Raw genomic sequence first — 17,744 nt, 5'->3', positions numbered from 1 at the left:
CGGGAGGGATGGCGCGTCGTCGGGGCATGCTGCGTATCACTCGTTTTCACCTGCGGTGAAAATTCGTTCGCTTCGCTGCCCCTCCTCTTCCCACGCAACCCGTTTCACTGGGCTTGCGCGGGAGCCCTAAAGCTGCGCCAACGGTATCGGCAGCCCAGCGGGACTGTTAGTTCAGGAAGTCCTTCAGCTTTTTGCTGCGGGAGGGATGGCGCAGCTTTCTCAGGGCCTTGGCCTCGATCTGGCGGATACGCTCGCGGGTCACGTTGAACTCCTTGCCGACTTCCTCCAGCGTCCGGGTGCGGCCGTCCTCAATGCCAAAGCGCAGCTTCAACACCTTTTCCTCACGGGGAGTCAGAGTGGACAGCACATCCATCAGCTGCTCCTTCAGCAGGGTAAAGGACGCGGCCTCGCTGGGCTCGCTGGCGCCCTCGTCGGGGATGAAGTCGCCCAAGTGGGAATCCTCCTCCTCACCGATGGGGGTCTCCAGAGACACAGGCTCCTGAGCGATCTTCAGGATCTCCCGGACCTTGTCCACAGGCATGCTCATCTCCTTGGCGATCTCGTTGGGGCTGGGATCGTGGCCCAGCTCCTGCAAGAGCTGACGGGAGACGCGGATGACCTTGTTGATGGTCTCCACCATGTGAACGGGGATCCGGATGGTACGGGCCTGATCCGCGATGGCGCGGGTGATGGCCTGCCGGATCCACCAGGTTGCGTAGGTGGAGAACTTGTAGCCCTTGGTATAATCGAACTTTTCAACGGCCTTGATGAGGCCCAGATTGCCCTCCTGAATCAGGTCCAGAAACAGCATACCGCGGCCCACATACCGCTTGGCAATGGACACCACCAGACGGAGGTTCGCCTCTGCCAGCTTCTGCTTGGCGCTTTCGCCCTTCTTAAAGGCCTTGCGGAGCTCAGCTTCTTCCTCCGGAGTGACGGCGGGTGTTTCACCGGCCTCACGCTGCTCCTGCAGCTCGTCCAGACGGGCCTTGGCCTCCGCGCCTGCGGCCATGGCCTGTGCCAGCACGATTTCTTCATCGGGGTTCAGCAGGGGGACCTTACCGATCTCCTTGAGGTACATACGGACAGGATCGTCGATGGAGAAGTTGCTGACCAAAGAGTTGGGGTCCACCAGCTCCTCTTCCTCCACGTCGGCGATCTCCTCGGCGGCAGGCTCATCGTCGGGCAGCTCGGGGAGGAGGTCCTCCTCCGTGCCGATGTCGATGTTCAGCGCTTCCAGAGAATCGTAAAGCTGATCCATCTGATCGCTTTCCAGATTCAGATCGTCCACGGCTTCCATCAGCTCGCCGGAGTCCAGCTTGCCTTTCTTCTTGCCGCGGGCCAGCAGCTCCCGCAGCTTTTCCTGCCCCATCAGCCAGCTGGCGGCGGGGAGGGCAGCGACCTGCTTATCGTCCAGACGGACGATGCCGGCCTTTTTGGCCTCTTCATCCGTCATGATATGGTCTGCTTCAGGACGGGCGGCCTTTGCGGCCTTACCGGAACGGCTGCTCTTTCCCGGCATCGGGATTTCATCCGGAATATCCATGCTGTCGGCAGCGGCCAGCAGAGCGTCGGCCTGCGCCTCCAGACTATCAGGGCTCAAATCACGTTTAGACATGTTGCTTTCCTCTCTTTTTGTTCTTGAATTTTTCCACAGCGGCCAGCAGAGGATCATCCTGTGCCGTTCGCTTATCCGCTTCGCTGTTGATCACATCTATGTAATCCGTCAGAGCCTGCTGCGCATGCTGCGTGGATACAGGCTCCTGACAGACGGCGGTGAGACAATCGATCTCCTCCCGGGAAAATTCCTCTCCCAGAGATGAGATCATGGGCCGGCTTCCGGCGGCATGAACCTCCCACAGCCGTTGGTAAGCCCGGCTCAATAGGGGGGAGGAGAACCGCTCCGGCGGGATGGGGATAGTGTCGGAAAACAGGGTGTCATCCGTCAGCAAAAGACGGAGAATGCCTTTTTCCGCTTCTGCGGAACGCATATTTTCAAAGCGCAGGGATCGCTCCTTGGGCTGCAAGGCCATTGCCGGATTCAGATCCTTCCGCAGCTCCGCCCGCTTTTCCCGGGCGATCCGGCGCTTGAAGGACCGTTGGACCTCCAGCTTCATGGCCTCCGCAGTGATCCCGGCGGCCTCGGCAGCCCGCCCGGTATATATCTCCCGCTCCACGGCACCGGGGAGGGAGGCCAGCAGCTCACTGACCTCTCCGCAGTAGGCGATGCGGGCTTCGTCATCCTTGAGATCGTATTTTCCGGCGATCTGAGCCATGCGGAATTCCACGCCGTTCTCGCTGCCGTTGAGCAGACGCTCAAAGGCGTCCGGTCCTTGAAGCTTGATGAAATCGTCGGCGTCCTGCTTGATGTATTCACCGTCCACCAGACGGCGGGGAAGCTGAAGCACCTTGACGCTGAACTCGGAGCCGTTCAGGATCTGCAAGGCCCGCTCCGTGGCAATCTTGCCGGCGTTATCGTTGTCATAGCAGAGGATCAATTCCTTGGTGAAACGGCTGAGAAGCCGGGTCTGCTCCACCGTCAGCGCCGTTCCCATGGAGGCCACGGCATTGTCGAAGCCCGCCTGATGCAGCGTGACGATGTCCAGGTTGCCCTCGCAGAGAATGATGTTGGGGCGCTTGGACTTCTTTGCCAGATTCAAACCGTACAGCACCCGGCGCTTGGAGTATACCGGCGTTTCTGAAGAGTTCATGTATTTTGGCTCGGACTTGTCCAGTACCCGGCTGCCAAAGGCCACCACATCGCCCCGGGTGTCGATCACCGGCAGCATGAGCCGGTTGCGGAATTTATCATAAAGGCCGCCATTTTTGTTCTGGACCACCAACCCGGCGTCCAGCAGTTCGGACTTGGTGTAGCCCTTTTTGGTCATGGCGGTGAGCAGTACGTCCCAGGCGTCCAGCGAGGCGCCCATGCCGAATTTGACCGCCGTGGATTTCCGGATCTGCCGTTTGTCCAGATACTCCTGAACGGCCCGGCCCTCCGGCTGCTGAAGAAGCTGGTAGTAAAATCTGGCGGCATCCCGGTTCAGATCCAGCAGACGCTGCCGCCTGCGTCCGGCTTCCCGGTCGCCTTCCTCCTCCGGGACCTCCATCCCGGCCCGCTTGGCCAGAAACCGGACAGCATCCGGGAAGGGGAGGTTTTCAATGTCCATGATGAAGTTGACAACGCCGCCGCCCTTTTTGCAGCCGAAGCAGTAATAGATCTGCTTGTCCGGCGAGACGGAGAAGGAGCCGGTCTTTTCACTGTGGAAGGGGCACAGGCCGAACAGGTTGCTGCCCTTGCGGGTCAGCTGTACGTAACTGCCTACCACGTCCACAATATCACTGCGGGCGGTCAGCTCGTCCATAAAGCTCTGGGGAAATGCCACGGCCGGTCCTCCTTTCACGAATTAAATAGTCACGTTAAGTTATACCCCGCAAAAGGCGAATTTCCTCTTTTTTTAAAATAAAAATTTAATTTTTTATCCGTGTGCCTTTACATGGGGAAAATCCGGCTGTAAAATAAAGAAAAATGGAAAAACAGACGAATATGGAGGGGAAATATGCCGATCCAGGTATGGCTGGCCAGAATGGAACGGCCGCTGACGGAACAGGAATACGGAGATATGATGGCCATTCTGCCGGACGCGCGGCGGGAGCGGCTGGAAAAATTGCCGAAGGAAAAGCACCAGGAGGTGCTGTGCGCCTATCTTCTGCTGCGGATGGCATTGTGGGAGCAGCGCGGCTGGCGGGATCTTCCCCGGATCGAGGTCGATGAACTGGGAAAACCCTTTTTCCCGGACTATCCGGATACCCATTTCAGCCTCAGCCACACGGCTGGGGCCGCAGCCGCCGTTTTAGCGGACACGCCGGTTGGGGTGGACATCGAGCGCGTCCGCCCCGTGAGCGTCCGGGCCATGGAGCGGATCGCCGGCGTTCGGACAGAGGCGGCCTTCTTTCGGAGCTGGGTCCGGCGGGAGGCCCGTGTCAAGCGCACCGGCAGCGGGATCGTGACCATGATGCGGACGGAAGCGCCGCTGAACCGGGGGGAGTTCTATTACGAGGTGGATGCCTTTCATGGCTACGCGGCGGGTGTTGCTGCCGGACAGCCGGAGCCGCCGCAGCCGGTGCACCGTCTGATGCTGGACCAGCTCCTTTGACAGCTTGACTTTTGATGTGTATTCGATATAATAAATAAGGTTAAATACAATCAAACGCGGGATCGTTTCAGACAGGAAAATGAGGAGGCAATCACGATGACATATCCCATCGAAGTGGCAGGCTTGAAGAGAGAACTGCCTATCTGCAAGGTAACGGATGACCTGTATATCGGCGCATTTATCTGCTTTGGTGACGCAGAGCTGACTGTGGCCTGCGCACGGGAGCTTTTGAAGCTGGTGCCCGCCGACAGCTATGATTATATCTTTACTGCTGAGGCCAAGAGCATCCCGCTGATCCATGAGATGGCCCGCCAGTCCGGCGCTGCCAAGTATTTTATCGCCCGCAAGGGAGCCAAGGCCTATATGCCGGACCCCATCCATGTGGAGGACCACTCCATCACCACCGCCGGTACGCAGAAGCTGTTTCTGGGGCGGGACGATGCGGACCTGATCCGGGGCAAGCGCATCCTGATCATGGATGACGTGATTTCCACCGGCGGCTCTCTGAAGGCTATGGAGGCCCTGGTGCAGGAGGCCGGCGGCGTTGTCACCGGCAAGGTTGCCGTACTGGCCGAGGGTGACGCGGCGGACCGCACGGACATCAAGTTCCTGAAAAAGCTGCCGCTGTTCAATGCGGACGGCACCGTGAAGGACTGATACAGATTGAAAAGAACCAGCATGGAGCGCTGCTCCATGCTGGTTCTTTGTGCGTCAACGGGTCAGGAACAGTCCCAAAACGGCGGAGAGCAGGATCACCTTGGGGATGCTGACCTTAAATTTCAGCAGCAGGACCGTGGCGGCCACGCCAATCAGAGCCGCACCGTAACTGATGCTGCCTGCGGCGTTCGTGTAGTTGGTCGCGGTCAATGAGCAGACCACCGCTATGATCAGGCCCAAACAGGCGGGGCGAATACCGTACATCACTTTCTTCATGAAATCGGATTCCCGGAATTTTTCAAACATGACGGCGGCAGCCGCGCAGATCAGCAGGGTGGGGGACAGGACCCCCAGACTGGCGGAGACAGCCCCGGCCAGTCCCGCCACACGGGTCCCGGCAAAGGTGGCGCAGTTCAGCCCCAGCGGGCCGGGCGTCATTTCCGCAATGGCAACAATGTCACTGACCTCGGAAAGGGTCATCCAGCCGTGGGACAGCATTTCACTGTTGATGAGGGGGACCATACTCAGTCCGCCGAAGCTGGTAAAGCCGATCTTGCAGAAGGACCAGAACAGTTCAAGGAGGATCATGAGCGGCCTCCCTTCCGGCAATGCCAGACGGACAGCAGCCAGCCTAAAAATCCGCTGATGAGTACGATGAGGATGCAGCTCAGTCCGCCGAACAGGTACAGGGCGAAGGCCAGCAGAAGAAAGACATACCCTGCCCGATCTGCCAACGCGGCCTTCCGCAGCTTCAAGGCCGCAGAAGCCACAACAGGCGCTACGGCGGCCCGGACGCCGGTCATGGCCCGGCTGACGTACAGGTTATCCTTTACCTGGGCATAGCACCAGGTCACGACCGTCAGAACAATGAGCGAGGGCAGGGAGATCCCCAGCAGACAGGCGAGGGCGCCGGGAAAGCCCGCCACATGGTAGCCGAACAGATAGGACACATTGCCGATCATCAGCCCCGGCAGGCTGCGGCCCACGCTGGTGATGTCCAGCAGGTCCTCGTCGGTGATCCAGCCTTTGCTCTGCACATATTCCTGCTGGATCTGGGCTACGATGGACCAGCCGCCGCCAAAGGTGTAAAAGCCAATTTTAAAAAAATACAAAAACAGTTCCAATGCCCGGCTGCATTGGGAAGGGGACCGCTGCGCCTCAGATTCCACGGGTATGCCTCCTCAATGGCTTTTCTTAAAGGTGAGATACCCCTCCAAGATCAGAGAGGCCGCCACAGCGTCCACTACCTTCTTCCGCTGTTTGGCGTTCTTGCCGCTGTTGAAGAGGATGTTGTGGGCGTCGATGGTGGTGCGGCGCTCATCCCAGAGAACCACCGGCAGGGCCGTGGCCTCCTCCAGCAGCACCTTCATGGCTTTTGCCTTCTCGGAGCGAGGCCCAAGAGTGCCGTCCATATTCACGGGATGGCCCAGCACCAGTTCCTCCGCGCCGTGTTCCTTGGCTAAAAGTGTTACCTGTTCCACCACGACCTCCTGCCGACGGCTGTTGATCACGGTGGTGAACCCGGCCAGCAGGCCGGTGGGGTCGGAAATGGCGATGCCGGTATGGGCGTCACCGTAGTCGATTGCCATAATGCGCATAGTGTAACTCCTTATGATAGGGGGATGAATTGTTCATCCACAGGATAGGACTGAGTGTCCGAATAGTGCCACCACTCGGCGGAATAGGGGCGGAAGCCCGCAGCCGTCATGGCGCTTTCCAACAGGCGGGCGTTTGCGGCGGCAGTATCTCCGACATCGCTGTAATCCCGGTCTGCCAGAGCGGTGAAATCGTCAAAGTCTGTGGGCATGTCCACGGGCTGACCGTCGGTGGTGACCAGCGTCACGTCAACGGTGTTTCCCCGACTGTGCGAGGAAAAGCCCTTTTCCGGGTTTGCCACATAAGCGGGGTCCGGACAGATCTCCCAGAGCCGGAACTGCGCGGAAGCAGGGCGGAAGGCGTCCCAGATCAGCAGGGAACAGCCGCTTTCCGCAACGGTTTCCTGCACCGCCGCCAGCTTCTGCACCGTACCGTACCGCAGGTAGGCGTCTGAAAAATCATAGATGGCCTGTCCGGTGAAGTTGTTGTCGGCGGCGTAGCGCAGGTCTGTGTATATATCAGGGATCCAGTCCGCCACACGGACAAAGTCCTCCGGTGCGGGGATCGACTCTGTTACCTCGGCAGGCTCGGAGCCCTCGTCCGGCTCCGCCTCGGCGCCGTCTCCTGACGCGGCGGGCGCGGGGAGCGGGTCGGCCGGCGCTTCCAGAGACGGTTCCGGCGTTGACGGCATGGGAGATTCCTGAAAAGCGCCGCAGCCAACAAGCCAGCATAGGAGGGACAAACTGAGGGGCAACCAATGCCGATGCACCTGCTTCACCGCCCTTTCACACATTTTTTATATGGTATCATACCGCCCCTGCGGATGCAAGCCGGAATCTTACAGAAATTATCGAACATCTGTTTTTCTTGTTGCGGTTTGGCGGCAAGTTTGCTATACTATTTTTAATTGAGAAGAAAAGAGGGACACTGTGCGGATCTTAGGCATCGACCCCGGCTACGCCACCATCGGCTTTGGGCTGATCGAAGGGGAGCGGGCACAATACAGAATGGTGACCTATGGGGCCATCACCACCCCGGCGGGGCTGCCTCTGTCCAAACGGCTCTACCAGATCGACCGGGACATGGAGGAGCTTATCGGCCAGCTGAAGCCGGATGTGATCTCCGTGGAGGAGCTGTTCTTCAACACGAATATCACCACCGGCATCGCCGTGGCCCATGGCCGTGGGGTGCTGCTGTGCGCCGCGGAGCGGTGCGGCATCCCGCTGTTTGAGTACACGCCGGGGCAGGTGAAGATGGCCGTCACCGGCTACGGCAAGGCGGAGAAGCGGCAGGTCATGGATATGACCAAGCGGCTGCTGAAATTGGCGAAAACACCCCGGCCCGATGACGCCGCCGATGCGCTGGCGCTGGCGTTATGCCACGCAAGGAGTTCTACTTCACGGCTCCCGCAGATCAAGCCGGAGAAGGAAACTGTATAAGGAGAAAACCGTATGTTTTACTATCTGGACGGCACCGTGGCGGAGATCCTGCCGGGGCTGGCCGTCATCGACTGCGGCGGCGTGGGATACGCCTGCATGACCACCAATAACACCCTCTCCCAGCTGAAAAAGGGGGAAAAGAAGAAGCTCTACACCTACCTGAACGTGGGAGAGAGCATCTTTGATCTCTACGGCTTTGCCACCCAGAACGAGCTGAACAGCTTCAAGCTGCTGCTGGGGGTGTCCGGTGTGGGACCCAAGGCGGCGCTGGCCATCCTTTCCGCCAACACGCCGGAGGGTCTGGCCATGGCCATCGTCACGGAGGACGCCAAGTCCCTGACGGCGGCCCAAGGCATCGGCAAAAAGATCGCCCAGCGGATCATTTTGGAATTGAAGGACAAAATGGCGAAGGAGACCGCCTCCGGACTGGACTTCTCCGGCGGAAAGGGCGCGGCGGTCCCCGCTGTGTTTACCAGCAAGGCCACCGAGGCTGCTGCGGCGCTGGCGGTGCTGGGCTATTCCACGCAAGAGGTGCAGATGGCCCTCAAGGGCGTGGATGTGGAGAATCTGCCGTTGGAGGAGATCATCCGCCAGAGCCTGAAAAAAATGGTGAAGTGATGGAAAATCTGCGCGGACTGCCGGCAGGCTTGACTGTGACGGCGGCCTGTATATTGGGCATGAATTTGACGGCATAGGGAAGTGACATTTTGAGCATCGACTTTGGAAATGATATTTACGAGGAGCCTATCGTGGCCAAGACCTTTCTGGCAGAGGACGCTCAGGAATCCTCTCTGCGGCCCAAGACCCTGGCGGAGTACATCGGTCAGGAAAAGGCCAAGGAGAATCTGAGCATCTTCATTCAGGCCGCCCGGAAGCGGCAGGAATCTTTGGACCATGTTCTGCTCCACGGCCCGCCGGGACTGGGCAAGACGACCCTGGCAGGCATCATCGCTCAGGAGATGGGGGTCAACATCCGTATCACCTCCGGCCCGGCCATTGAAAAGCCAGGCGATCTGGCGGCGCTGCTGACAAACCTCAACGAGGGAGACATCCTGTTTGTGGACGAGATCCACCGGCTGAACCGCTCCGTGGAGGAAATTCTGTATCCCGCGATGGAGGACTACGCTCTGGATATTATCGTAGGCAAGGGGCCGTCGGCCAACTCCATCCGGCTGGATCTGCCCCACTTCACCCTGATCGGCGCTACCACCCGGGCCGGACAGCTCTCGGCCCCCCTGCGGGACCGCTTTGGCGTGACGCTGCGGCTGGAGCTGTATACCCCGGAGGAACTGTCGAAGATCGTCACCCGCTCCGCCGGAATTTTGAACTGTGATATTGTACCGGAGGGCGCCTACGAGATCGCCCGCCGCAGCCGGGGGACGCCCCGGATCGCCAACCGGATGCTCCGCCGGGTGCGGGACTTCGCGGACGTGAAGGCCGACGGCGTCATCACCAAGCAGGTGGCGGACGAGGCCCTCTGCGCGCTGGAGATCGACTATCTGGGGCTGGACCCGGTGGACCGGCGGATGATGGCGGCCATCATCGAAAACTACAACGGCGGCCCCGTGGGGCTGGAGACTCTGGCGGCCACCATCGGAGAGGAGTCCGTGACTCTGGAGGACGTTTACGAGCCGTACCTCATGCAGTTGGGGTTCCTGACCCGCACTCCCCGGGGGCGGTGTGTGACGCAAAAGGCGTATCAGCACCTCCATAAGCCCATTCCCGGCGGCGCTGCAGAGGGTCCGCTGATGGATCAATTGACCTTTTAAAAGCGTCGTTGTGGGAAAGAAAACCTGAAGCAAACGATTTTCTCCATAATTTCACTAAAAATTTTCTGGTTTATTCACGAGAATTTTATATTTTGCTTGACATTTCAGCAACAAGATAGGTATAATACATTATGTGCAAAGTTCCAAATGAAAAATTGAATTTCCCGGAAGCATTGACCGATGAGGAGCTGTGCCGTCTGGTTGCCGAAGGCAATCGTCAGGCGGAGGAGATTTTAGCCGCCCGGTATATCCGGTTGGTTCGCACCTGTGCCCGCCCGTATTTTCTGGCAGGCGGTGACAGTGAGGACCTGACGCAGGAGGGAATGCTGGGGCTCATCAAGGCTGTGCGGGAATTCAATGGCAACAAGGATGCCTCATTCCGGACCTTTGCCGAGATTTGCATACGAAGCCGACTGTATTCCGCTCTGCGTTCCGCGGGACGGGAGAAGCATCAGGTGCTGAACCAGTCGGTCTCATTGGATACTCCCGACTTTGACAGCAATTCCTACACCTCTGGCACCAATCATCTGGCGCAGCGCGACCCTGAAGATGACCTTATTGACAGGGAACATACGGCAGCCCTCTTATCCGGTGTCCGGAAACAGTTGTCCGAATTTGAAGCGAAGATCCTGGGGTACTATTTAGACGGGCTTTCCTGCAGAGAAATCGCCCTGGAAGTGGGCAAAAGCGCGAAGTCCGTGGACAACGCTGTGCAGCGTATCCGGCGCAAGGTGGCACAGCAAATTCTTTCCGGCGAATTCAGCTCACGCTGAACGCAATATATTTTTCTTTTCAAAGAGAGGGTAAAATCATGTACGAAGACAAGACCTTAGTGTGCAAAGAGTGTGGCCAGGAGTTCGTGTTCACCGCCGGTGAGCAGGAGTTCTATGCTGAGCGCGGCTTCCAGAACGAGCCCCAGCGCTGCAAGGCCTGCCGTGACGCTCGCAAGAACGCTGCCCGCGGTCCCCGCGAGTACTTCACCGCTGTTTGCGCTGCCTGCGGCGGCGAGGCCAAGGTTCCCTTTGAGCCCAAGTCCGACCGTCCGGTCTATTGCAGCGAGTGCTTCGCCAAGATGCGTGAGCAGGGCTAATTGAACGAACGATTCGTTTTGTTTCTTGCTGAAAAACAGCGCCTGTCGAAAGACGGGCGCTGTTTTCGCTTCCATCTCTGATGAGACGGATCCAAAGTGTCACGATCCGGGTCCATATCTCTTCCGTGCCTGAAAATACAAGATTACATGGAACAGGGGGGAGCGGGGCACTGGTGACGGATGAAATTTAAAGAAAAAGCAGACTCTGCGCCGGATCTCACTTGCGGAATAACGAGATCTGCTTCTGATGATGCACGCGGAGTACGTATTGTCCATAAAAAACGCCCTGAAAATGGCTGAAATCGGCAAATATTATTTTTTTCAAAAAACCCCTTGACAAATTCTTGTTTTCCGGTATAATAATACCTGTTCGTGCGACACGAGCGAACGAATATAGCGGGTTTGTGTAAAGGTAGCACAGCAGACTCTGACTCTGTATGTGAGGGTTCGAATCCTTCACCCGCTGCCACAAAAGTCCTGAAACCACAAGGTTTCAGGACTTTTCTTTACTTTACGGAATTGATTTCTTCCGGATCGTTCTCTGCGTGTTTTGCGCAATTTTCCGCACTGACTGCTCGATCAAAAGTCTGGACACACCCGGACTGCTTGAATGGCGAGTTGCTGTGTTTTCTGCGTATGTGTGAACCGTTTGCCTGACGTTTTTTCAACGGTGATTCAGAGAAGATGGAAGGGCATCACGGATCTGTGCCACAGGTGTTCAGTTTTTCCTATATGGTTATTTGTCCGCGGCTGTGGTATAGTCAGAGTAGAGCAACATCGATCCCGAAAATGAGATCATTTTTATGAATTTTATGAAAGAGAGGACTGTGACCATGAATCGCGAATGCATTTTAGAGCAGGCCAAGCAGCATGACAGCTTTTATCTTTATGAGGAGGCCATCATCCGGAAGAATACGGAACAGCTGAAGACGGATTTCCCCGGTGTGACTTTCCTGTATTCCGTGAAATGCAACCCCTATCCGGAGGTCCTGCGCTGCGTACTGAATCAGGGCTTCGGCGTGGACGCCGCCAGCCTGGCTGAGTGCGTTATGGGCCAGAAGGCCGGTCTGGGCAAGGACATGGTGATTTTCTCCGCCCCCGGTAAGACCATGGCGGACATCCGGGGCGGCTTGGGCATCTCCACGCTGGTGGCTGACAGTGCCGCAGAGGTGGAGCGCATTCAGGAGGCTGCTGCGGAGCAGGGCATTGTGGCGGAGATCGGCCTGCGGGTCAACCCTGACTTCACCTATACCGCCGATACCGGTGTCGCTTCCAAGTTCGGCATTGACGAGCAGCTCATCTATGATTCTATGAAGTCTTGGAAGAAGCTGCCCAACATCCGCATCGTGGGCCTCCATGCCCATCTGAAGAGCCAGGAGCTCAGCGCTGAGACTCTGAAGGGCTATTATCGGAATATGTTCCGGCTGTCTGTTTCCATGCGGGAGGCTTTCGGTACCCTGAAGTTTGTGAACCTGGGTTCCGGCATGGGTATTCCCTTCTGCGAGACGGATAAGCCCTTTGATACGACGGCTCTGGGTGCTGAGACCCAGCGGCTCATGGCAGAGTTCCAGGAAAAGCTGCCGGAGACCCGCTTCTACATCGAGACCGGCCGTTACGCCGTTGGTACCGCCGGTACCTACGTCGCCAAGGTGGTGGACAAGAAGGTCACCCATGGCAAGAACTTCGTGCTGCTCAGCGCCACGCTGAACGGCTTTGCCCGTCCCTCCATGGTGGCCATGCTGGAGCACTTCATGGGCAATGGCCCCATCGCCGCATGGGAGCCGATCTACACCGGTGACCACTCCTTCCAGATGATCCCCCTGGTGGAGACTGCGGAGCGGGAGACCGTCACCGTGACGGGCAACCTCTGCACCGGCACGGATCTGGTCCTTTCCGATGCGGACATGCCCAAGATGGAAGTGGGCGACACCGTGGTGTTCCCCAACGCCGGCTCTTACGCCGCCGTTATCAGCCCCATGCAATTTGCCTCTCAGCCCAAGCCTGCCCAGCTGTTCCTGCGGGCTGACGGCACTGTGGTGAACACGGATTTCTAAGTCTGTAAGCTCGAAAGGGCACGGCCCTGTTAAATAGCGTGCAATTCAATGACCGGCGGAGCCAGCTATGCTGGCTCCGCCGAGTTTTTTATCAGTCAGTTCTTGAGGACTGCCGCCATGAGCCGCTCTGGAACATTTTCGGAACAAGACTTGCATTTTTCCGGGATTTGTGGTAGTGTAAGCACAGAATTTGAAAGATTTGCCCGGGCAAATCTTTTTTTCATGTGAGGAGAAATCATGGAAAATCACTTTGAGATCTGTATGACGGAGGACCAGCTTCGGGGCATCAGTTCCATCGGTCTGGCCCACATGGGGGATGCGGTGTTTGAACTGCTGGTGCGGGGATGGCTGTGTCAGCACGGCAAAGCCACCGGCAAAGGACTCCATCAGGCCACCATCCAGCTGGTACGGGCGGAGCATCAGGCCGCCTGCGCGGAAAAGATTCTCCCCATGCTGACGGAGGAGGAACTGGCTGTGTTCCGCCGGGGCCGCAACGCCCAGGTCCATTCGATACCCAGCCACGCCAGCCGTGCCCAGTACAGCACCGCCACGGCGCTGGAGGCCCTGTTCGGCTGGCTGTATCTGGGCGGACAGCGTCAGCGGGCCAGCGATCTCTTTGACGTGATGATGGAGGAATAAGAAATGCCCTTGGACGCAATTTCCCTCCGGGCCGTGGTGGAGGAGCTGCGGCCCCAGCTTTTGAATCTGCGCATCGATAAGGTGCAGCAGCCCGCCCGCGATCAGGTGATCCTACTGCTGCGGGGCAACAAGCGGCTTCTGCTGAACGCCGGGGCTAATGCCCCCCGTCTCCAGCTGACGGAGCTGCTGCGGGACAATCCGGCAGAGCCGCCCATGTTCTGTATGCTGCTGCGCAAGCATCTGGTGGGGGCACGGGTGGCAGAGATCACCCAGCCGGGTTTGGAACGGCTGGTGCGAATTGAACTGGACGTGACCGATGATTTCGGTCAGCCGGGCCACCGGACGCTGGTGCTGGAGGCCATGGGCCGCCGCTCCAACCTGATTCTGCTGGACGGCGAGAACCGGGTCATCGACTGTATGCGCCGGGTGGACGCAGAGATGTCCGCAGCCCGGCAGGTTTTGCCGGGGCTTTTTTACGAGCCTCCCGCCTCCACAGGACGGCTGCCCTTTTTAGAGGAAACAGAGGAGGGCCTTGCCGAAAAGCTGGCCCAAGTCAATCCGGAGATCCAGCTGGATCGCTTCCTGCTGGACGCCTATTTCGGAATTTCGCCCCTGATGGCCCGGGAACTCAGCTTCCGGGCCTGCGGGGAAACGGACGGGCGGCTCTGCAATCTGGACGAGGCCGGAAGAAGCCGTTTTCAGGACGCTTTCTTTGCGTTTGCAAATTGTGTAAAGGAAAACAGCTTTACGCCGATCGTTCTGAAACGGGAGGGGGTTCCCTTTGAATTTTCCGCCTTGCCGGTGCACCAATACGGCCTTGCGGCGGAAACGGAGACCTTTGAGAGCTTTTCCGCTCTGCTGGACAGCTTTTATGAAGCCAAGGAGCGGCAGGAGCGGGTGCGGCAGCGGGGAGCGGACCTGATCCGCACCGCCACCACCGCCCGGGGCCGGGTGCGGCGCAAACTGGCCTTGCAGGAGAAAGACTACGCTGCCACCCAGGAGCGGGACGCTCTGCGGCTGTCCGGGGACCTCATCACCGCCAATCTCTACCGCATGGAGCGTGGGGAGAGCAAGCTGGTCTGCCAGAATTACTACGATGAAGATCTGGCGGAGGTCACCATTCCGCTGGACCCGCTGCTGACGCCCCAGCAGAACGCCGCCAAGTATTATAAACGCTACACCAAGGCTAAGACAGCGGAGAAGTACCTCCGGGAGCAGATGGCTCTGGCTCGTCGAGACCTTGCTTATTTGGAGAGCGTTTTGCAGGAGATCCAGCAGGCGGAAACAGAGCAGGACTTTCTGGACATCCGGGGGGAAATGAGCGATGCCGGCTTCATCCGTAAGCAGGGGAAGAAGGTGCTCCAGCGGCCCTCCAAGCCACGGGAATTCAAAACCTCCGGCGGCTTCCGGGTACTGGTGGGGCGGAACAACCGCCAGAACGACAAACTGACCCTGAAGGACGCCGACTACCGGGATCTGTGGTTCCATGTGCAAAAGCTCCACGGCTCCCATGTGATCCTCTGTACCAACGGCGGGGAGCCGGGGGATCAGGATATTACAGAGGCCGCAAGTCTGGCAGCCTACTACTCCCAGGCCAAGGACAGCGCCAATGTGCCGGTGGACTGCACACAGGTGAAGTATGTCAAAAAACCGGCAGGCGCCCGCCCCGGCATGGTGATCTACACCACCTACCGCACCGTCAACGTCACCCCGGCAGAGGACTTGGTGAGGCGTCTGCAAAACGGAAAATAACAGGAAAAAAGAGCACCGTAAGGTGCTCTTTTTTGTTGAATGGCTCAGGCTGTGTGAGGCGCATGGCCGGTATTGTCCTCCGTGTCGCGGAACAGCAGTGTGACGCACCAGAGACCTGCCAGCCCGACCAGCGCGTAGACGATCCGGGAGAGGACGGCGGCCTGTCCGCCGAACAGGAATGCGACGGTGTCAAAGCCGAACAGCCCCACGCCGCCCCAGTTCAGCGCGCCGACGATCACAAGAATCAGCGCAATTTTGTCAACGATCATATTGTACCTCCTGTGTGACAAGTGAACTGTCCGTAGTGTTTTCGTAAAAGACGGATTTTATTCATACCTTGCAAGGCAGATGCGTCTGCATTATAATGAAAAACGAAATCAAAAACAGCGAGGGATACCTATGGATCAACGATTTGAACAGACCGCCTTTTACCCGGCGGATATCTTACTGCCGCAGACGGCTGACATGAAAAAATGGCCGGTGGTCGCCTGTGACCAGTTCACCTCCCAGCCGGACTACTGGCAGGCGGCGGAAGCAGCCGTAGGGGAGGCTCCGTCAGCCCTGCGGCTGGTGCTGCCGGAGGTCTATCTGAACGGCCCGGATGTGGACAAGCGAATTGAGACCATCAACGCTTCTATGGACCGCTACTTGGCGGATGGCCTGTTCCGGACGCTTCCGGACAGCCTGATCTATCTGGAGCGCACGCAGTCTGACGGCCGGGTGCGGCATGGTTTGATCGGCTGTGTTGATCTGGAGCAATATGACTTCACCCCCGGCTCCGGGGCGCTGATCCGGGCCACGGAGGGGACGGTGCTGGAGCGCATCCCGCCCCGGGTACGGGTGCGGGAGCACGCGGCTCTGGAGCTGCCCCATGCGATGCTGCTGATCGACGATCCGCGGAGAAGCGTGATCGAACCGCTGACAGTGGAGACCGGCGTCATGGAAGCCCTCTATGACACGGACCTCATGCTGGGCGGCGGCCATGTGAAGGGCTGGCGGCTGACTGATAGTCAGATGAGCCGGGTGGCCAACACCCTGAGCGCCTTGAAAAGTCCGGAGGCCATGGCGGATAAGTACAGCATGGCGGACGCGGCCCCGCTGCTGTTCGCCGTGGGAGACGGCAATCATTCTCTGGCCACCGCCAAAGCCTGCTACGAAAATCTGAAAAAGGTGACGCCGCCGGAGCGGTGGGCGTCCTTGCCCGCCCGGTACGCCTTGGTGGAGGTGGTGAATCTTCACGATGACGCGTTGACCTTTGAACCCATCCACCGGGTACTGTTCCATGTGGACGGCCGGGATCTGTGGGACGCCTTTCAGGCGTTCTATCCCGGCGCGCATACTGGCGGGGGAGAGGGGCATACGGCAGAGGTCTGCGGTCAGGGAATGGACGGCCTGTGGACGGTTCCGCACCCCAAAGCGCAGTTGACGGTGGGAACGCTGCAAGCCTTTCTGGACGCATATTGCAGGGACCATCCGGAGGTGCAGGTGGATTACATCCACGGGGATGACGTGGCCCGAAAGCTGGGCAGTCGGCCGGGGAATCTGGGATTCCTGCTGCCGCTCATGGGGAAGGAGCAGCTGTTCCCCACCGTGATGGCCGACGGCGTGCTGCCCCGCAAGACCTTCTCCATGGGAGAGGCGCGGGATAAGCGCTACTATCTGGAAGCCAGGAGGATTCGATGAAGATACAGGAACAGGCCCCGGCGAAAATCAATCTGGCCCTGAACATTTTAGGCCGCCGGACGGACGGCTACCACGAGCTGCGGATGGTGATGCAGTCCGTTTCCCTTTGCGACACAGTAACGGTGGAGGAGACTGGCATCGGCTTCGCGCTGCTGGCGGACGGCTTCACGGTCCCGGCGGGGAAGTCCTCCTTGGAGCAGCAGGCGGCGGAAGCCTTTTTTGCCGCCGTCGGACGGCCCATGCCGCCCCTGACCGTGCATCTGGAAAAAACCACCCCGGCCTACGCAGGCTTGGGGGGCGGCAGCGCGGATGTGGCGGCGCTGCTGCGGTGCCTGCGCCGGCAGTATGCGCCTGAAATGCCCGTGGAGCAGCTGCGGGCCATCGGACTGACGGTGGGCAGTGATATGCCCTTCTGCGTTTCCGGCGGCACGGCTCTGGCGGAGGGCCGGGGGGAACGGCTGACGGCGCTGCCTGCCCTGCCGGATTGTTGGATCGTTCTGTGCAAGCCGGAATTCGGCATCCCCACGCCTGCGCTGTTCACGTTGGCGGATGCCGGGACACCGAAAAACCGCCCGGATATCGACGGCATGATCCGCGCACTGTCTGCGGGGGATCTGGACGGCGTGGCGGCACGGCTGTGCAACGTGTTCGAGGAATTTCTGCCAGAGGAATACCATGAGGTGTTCCACATCAAAAACCGGCTTTTGGAGCTGGGGGCGCTGAACGCCGCCATGAGCGGCTCCGGGCCGACGGTGTTCGGCATTTTCCGGGAGAAAACGGCGGCGAAGGCAGCGGAGACCGCCTTGAAGCAGCGCTATCCGCAGACCTATTTGGCAAAACCTGTTGGCGAGTTGGTATAAAACATAAAATTTCCGTCCAGAATCCAGATACATGAGAATCGTATCCGG

19 protein-coding genes and 1 tRNA gene are annotated in these 17,744 nt (G+C 58.8%); 13 read left to right on the top strand and 7 right to left on the bottom strand.

All coding sequences use genetic code 11. The features are described from left to right. Positions 1-166: 166 nt before the first annotated feature. Positions 167-1,372, bottom strand: a complete 1,206-nt coding sequence (gene rpoD, locus H8Z83_RS04925; protein ID WP_243184763.1) for an RNA polymerase sigma factor RpoD — start codon at positions 1,370-1,372, stop codon at positions 167-169. Positions 1,373-1,610: 238 nt separating this feature from the next. After that, complete coding sequence (gene dnaG, locus H8Z83_RS04920; protein WP_187014019.1) at positions 1,611-3,386, bottom strand: DNA primase; 1,776 nt, start codon at positions 3,384-3,386, stop codon at positions 1,611-1,613. A gap of 174 nt (positions 3,387-3,560) precedes the next feature. Here dnaG and H8Z83_RS04915 point away from each other — a divergent pair, with 174 nt between their 5' ends. Together H8Z83_RS04915 and H8Z83_RS04910 are read left to right on the top strand one after the other, a co-directional pair. Beyond that, positions 3,561-4,157 carry a 4'-phosphopantetheinyl transferase family protein gene (locus tag H8Z83_RS04915; RefSeq protein ID WP_187014018.1) on the top strand — a complete coding sequence of 199 codons (597 nt, stop codon included), beginning with the start codon at positions 3,561-3,563 and terminating at the stop codon, positions 4,155-4,157. Positions 4,158-4,253: 96 nt separating this feature from the next. Beyond that, positions 4,254-4,814, top strand: a complete 561-nt coding sequence (locus H8Z83_RS04910) for a phosphoribosyltransferase family protein (protein WP_187014017.1) — start codon at positions 4,254-4,256, stop codon at positions 4,812-4,814. A gap of 54 nt (positions 4,815-4,868) precedes the next feature. Here H8Z83_RS04910 and H8Z83_RS04905 read toward each other — a convergent pair whose 3' ends face one another. Genes H8Z83_RS04905 through H8Z83_RS04890 form a run of 4 tightly spaced genes read right to left on the bottom strand, consistent with a single transcriptional unit; the run spans position 4,869 to position 7,101 of the window. Beyond that, positions 4,869-5,402 carry a chromate transporter gene (locus H8Z83_RS04905; protein ID WP_187014016.1) on the bottom strand — a complete coding sequence of 178 codons (534 nt, stop codon included), beginning with the start codon at positions 5,400-5,402 and terminating at the stop codon, positions 4,869-4,871. Further along, the gene (locus tag H8Z83_RS04900) at positions 5,399-5,983 is read right to left on the bottom strand and encodes a chromate transporter (protein WP_187014015.1); all 585 of its coding nucleotides are present in this window, start codon (positions 5,981-5,983) and stop codon (positions 5,399-5,401) included. The genes H8Z83_RS04905 and H8Z83_RS04900 overlap by 4 nt, the downstream gene beginning before the upstream one ends. 12 nt (positions 5,984-5,995) lie before the next feature. After that, positions 5,996-6,412, bottom strand: a complete 417-nt coding sequence (gene ruvX, locus H8Z83_RS04895; protein ID WP_187014014.1) for a Holliday junction resolvase RuvX — start codon at positions 6,410-6,412, stop codon at positions 5,996-5,998. Positions 6,413-6,423: 11 nt separating this feature from the next. Further along, on the bottom strand, positions 6,424-7,101 hold the full coding sequence (locus H8Z83_RS04890; protein WP_187014013.1) for a M15 family metallopeptidase: 678 nt from the start codon (positions 7,099-7,101) through the stop codon (positions 6,424-6,426). Between the two features lie 238 nt (positions 7,102-7,339). Between H8Z83_RS04890 and ruvC the strand changes: the two genes are divergently transcribed. The 9 genes from ruvC (at position 7,340) to H8Z83_RS04845 (ending at position 15,153) form a co-directional block, all read left to right on the top strand. Continuing rightward, positions 7,340-7,849 (top strand): crossover junction endodeoxyribonuclease RuvC, encoded by a 510-nt coding sequence (gene ruvC, locus H8Z83_RS04885; RefSeq protein ID WP_187014012.1) that lies wholly within the window; start codon positions 7,340-7,342, stop codon positions 7,847-7,849. Between the two features lie 12 nt (positions 7,850-7,861). Next, positions 7,862-8,467 (top strand): Holliday junction branch migration protein RuvA, encoded by a 606-nt coding sequence (ruvA, locus tag H8Z83_RS04880; RefSeq protein WP_187014011.1) that lies wholly within the window; start codon positions 7,862-7,864, stop codon positions 8,465-8,467. An 89-nt stretch (positions 8,468-8,556) separates the two neighbouring features. Beyond that, the gene (gene ruvB / locus H8Z83_RS04875; RefSeq protein ID WP_187014010.1) at positions 8,557-9,618 is read left to right on the top strand and encodes a Holliday junction branch migration DNA helicase RuvB; all 1,062 of its coding nucleotides are present in this window, start codon (positions 8,557-8,559) and stop codon (positions 9,616-9,618) included. Between the two features lie 131 nt (positions 9,619-9,749). Further along, positions 9,750-10,391 (top strand): sigma-70 family RNA polymerase sigma factor, encoded by a 642-nt coding sequence (locus H8Z83_RS04870; RefSeq protein ID WP_187014009.1) that lies wholly within the window; start codon positions 9,750-9,752, stop codon positions 10,389-10,391. Between the two features lie 38 nt (positions 10,392-10,429). Then, positions 10,430-10,708 carry a zinc-ribbon domain containing protein gene (locus H8Z83_RS04865; protein ID WP_187014008.1) on the top strand — a complete coding sequence of 93 codons (279 nt, stop codon included), beginning with the start codon at positions 10,430-10,432 and terminating at the stop codon, positions 10,706-10,708. 395 nt (positions 10,709-11,103) lie between these two features. Next, positions 11,104-11,177 (top strand) — tRNA-Gln (locus H8Z83_RS04860). Between the two features lie 334 nt (positions 11,178-11,511). Beyond that, positions 11,512-12,762 carry an alanine racemase gene (locus tag H8Z83_RS04855; RefSeq protein WP_187014007.1) on the top strand — a complete coding sequence of 417 codons (1,251 nt, stop codon included), beginning with the start codon at positions 11,512-11,514 and terminating at the stop codon, positions 12,760-12,762. 237 nt (positions 12,763-12,999) lie between these two features. Next, positions 13,000-13,401: a Mini-ribonuclease 3 gene (locus tag H8Z83_RS04850; RefSeq protein WP_187014006.1), complete on the top strand. Its 402-nt coding sequence runs from the start codon at positions 13,000-13,002 to the stop codon at positions 13,399-13,401. A gap of 3 nt (positions 13,402-13,404) precedes the next feature. After that, the gene (locus H8Z83_RS04845) at positions 13,405-15,153 is read left to right on the top strand and encodes an Rqc2 family fibronectin-binding protein (RefSeq protein ID WP_187014005.1); all 1,749 of its coding nucleotides are present in this window, start codon (positions 13,405-13,407) and stop codon (positions 15,151-15,153) included. Between the two features lie 44 nt (positions 15,154-15,197). On the opposite strand, the gene H8Z83_RS04840 is transcribed toward H8Z83_RS04845, so the two are convergent. Continuing rightward, positions 15,198-15,422: a DUF378 domain-containing protein gene (locus H8Z83_RS04840; RefSeq protein ID WP_187014004.1), complete on the bottom strand. Its 225-nt coding sequence runs from the start codon at positions 15,420-15,422 to the stop codon at positions 15,198-15,200. Positions 15,423-15,552: 130 nt separating this feature from the next. Between H8Z83_RS04840 and H8Z83_RS04835 the strand changes: the two genes are divergently transcribed. Next, a complete protein-coding gene (locus H8Z83_RS04835) occupies positions 15,553-16,836 on the top strand; it encodes a DUF1015 domain-containing protein (protein ID WP_187014003.1) in 1,284 nt (427 codons plus the stop codon). Next, positions 16,833-17,696, top strand: coding sequence for a 4-(cytidine 5'-diphospho)-2-C-methyl-D-erythritol kinase (gene ispE, locus H8Z83_RS04830; RefSeq protein ID WP_187014002.1), 864 nt, complete (start codon positions 16,833-16,835; stop codon positions 17,694-17,696). The genes H8Z83_RS04835 and ispE overlap by 4 nt, the downstream gene beginning before the upstream one ends. The last annotated feature ends 48 nt before the right edge of the window (positions 17,697-17,744 follow it).

This window comes from Dysosmobacter segnis, from assembly GCF_014297285.1.
GTDB lineage: Bacteria > Bacillota > Clostridia > Oscillospirales > Oscillospiraceae > Oscillibacter > Oscillibacter segnis.
Note: the sequence above shows the minus strand (reverse complement) of the source record. Positions and strands in the feature narration are given on the sequence as shown.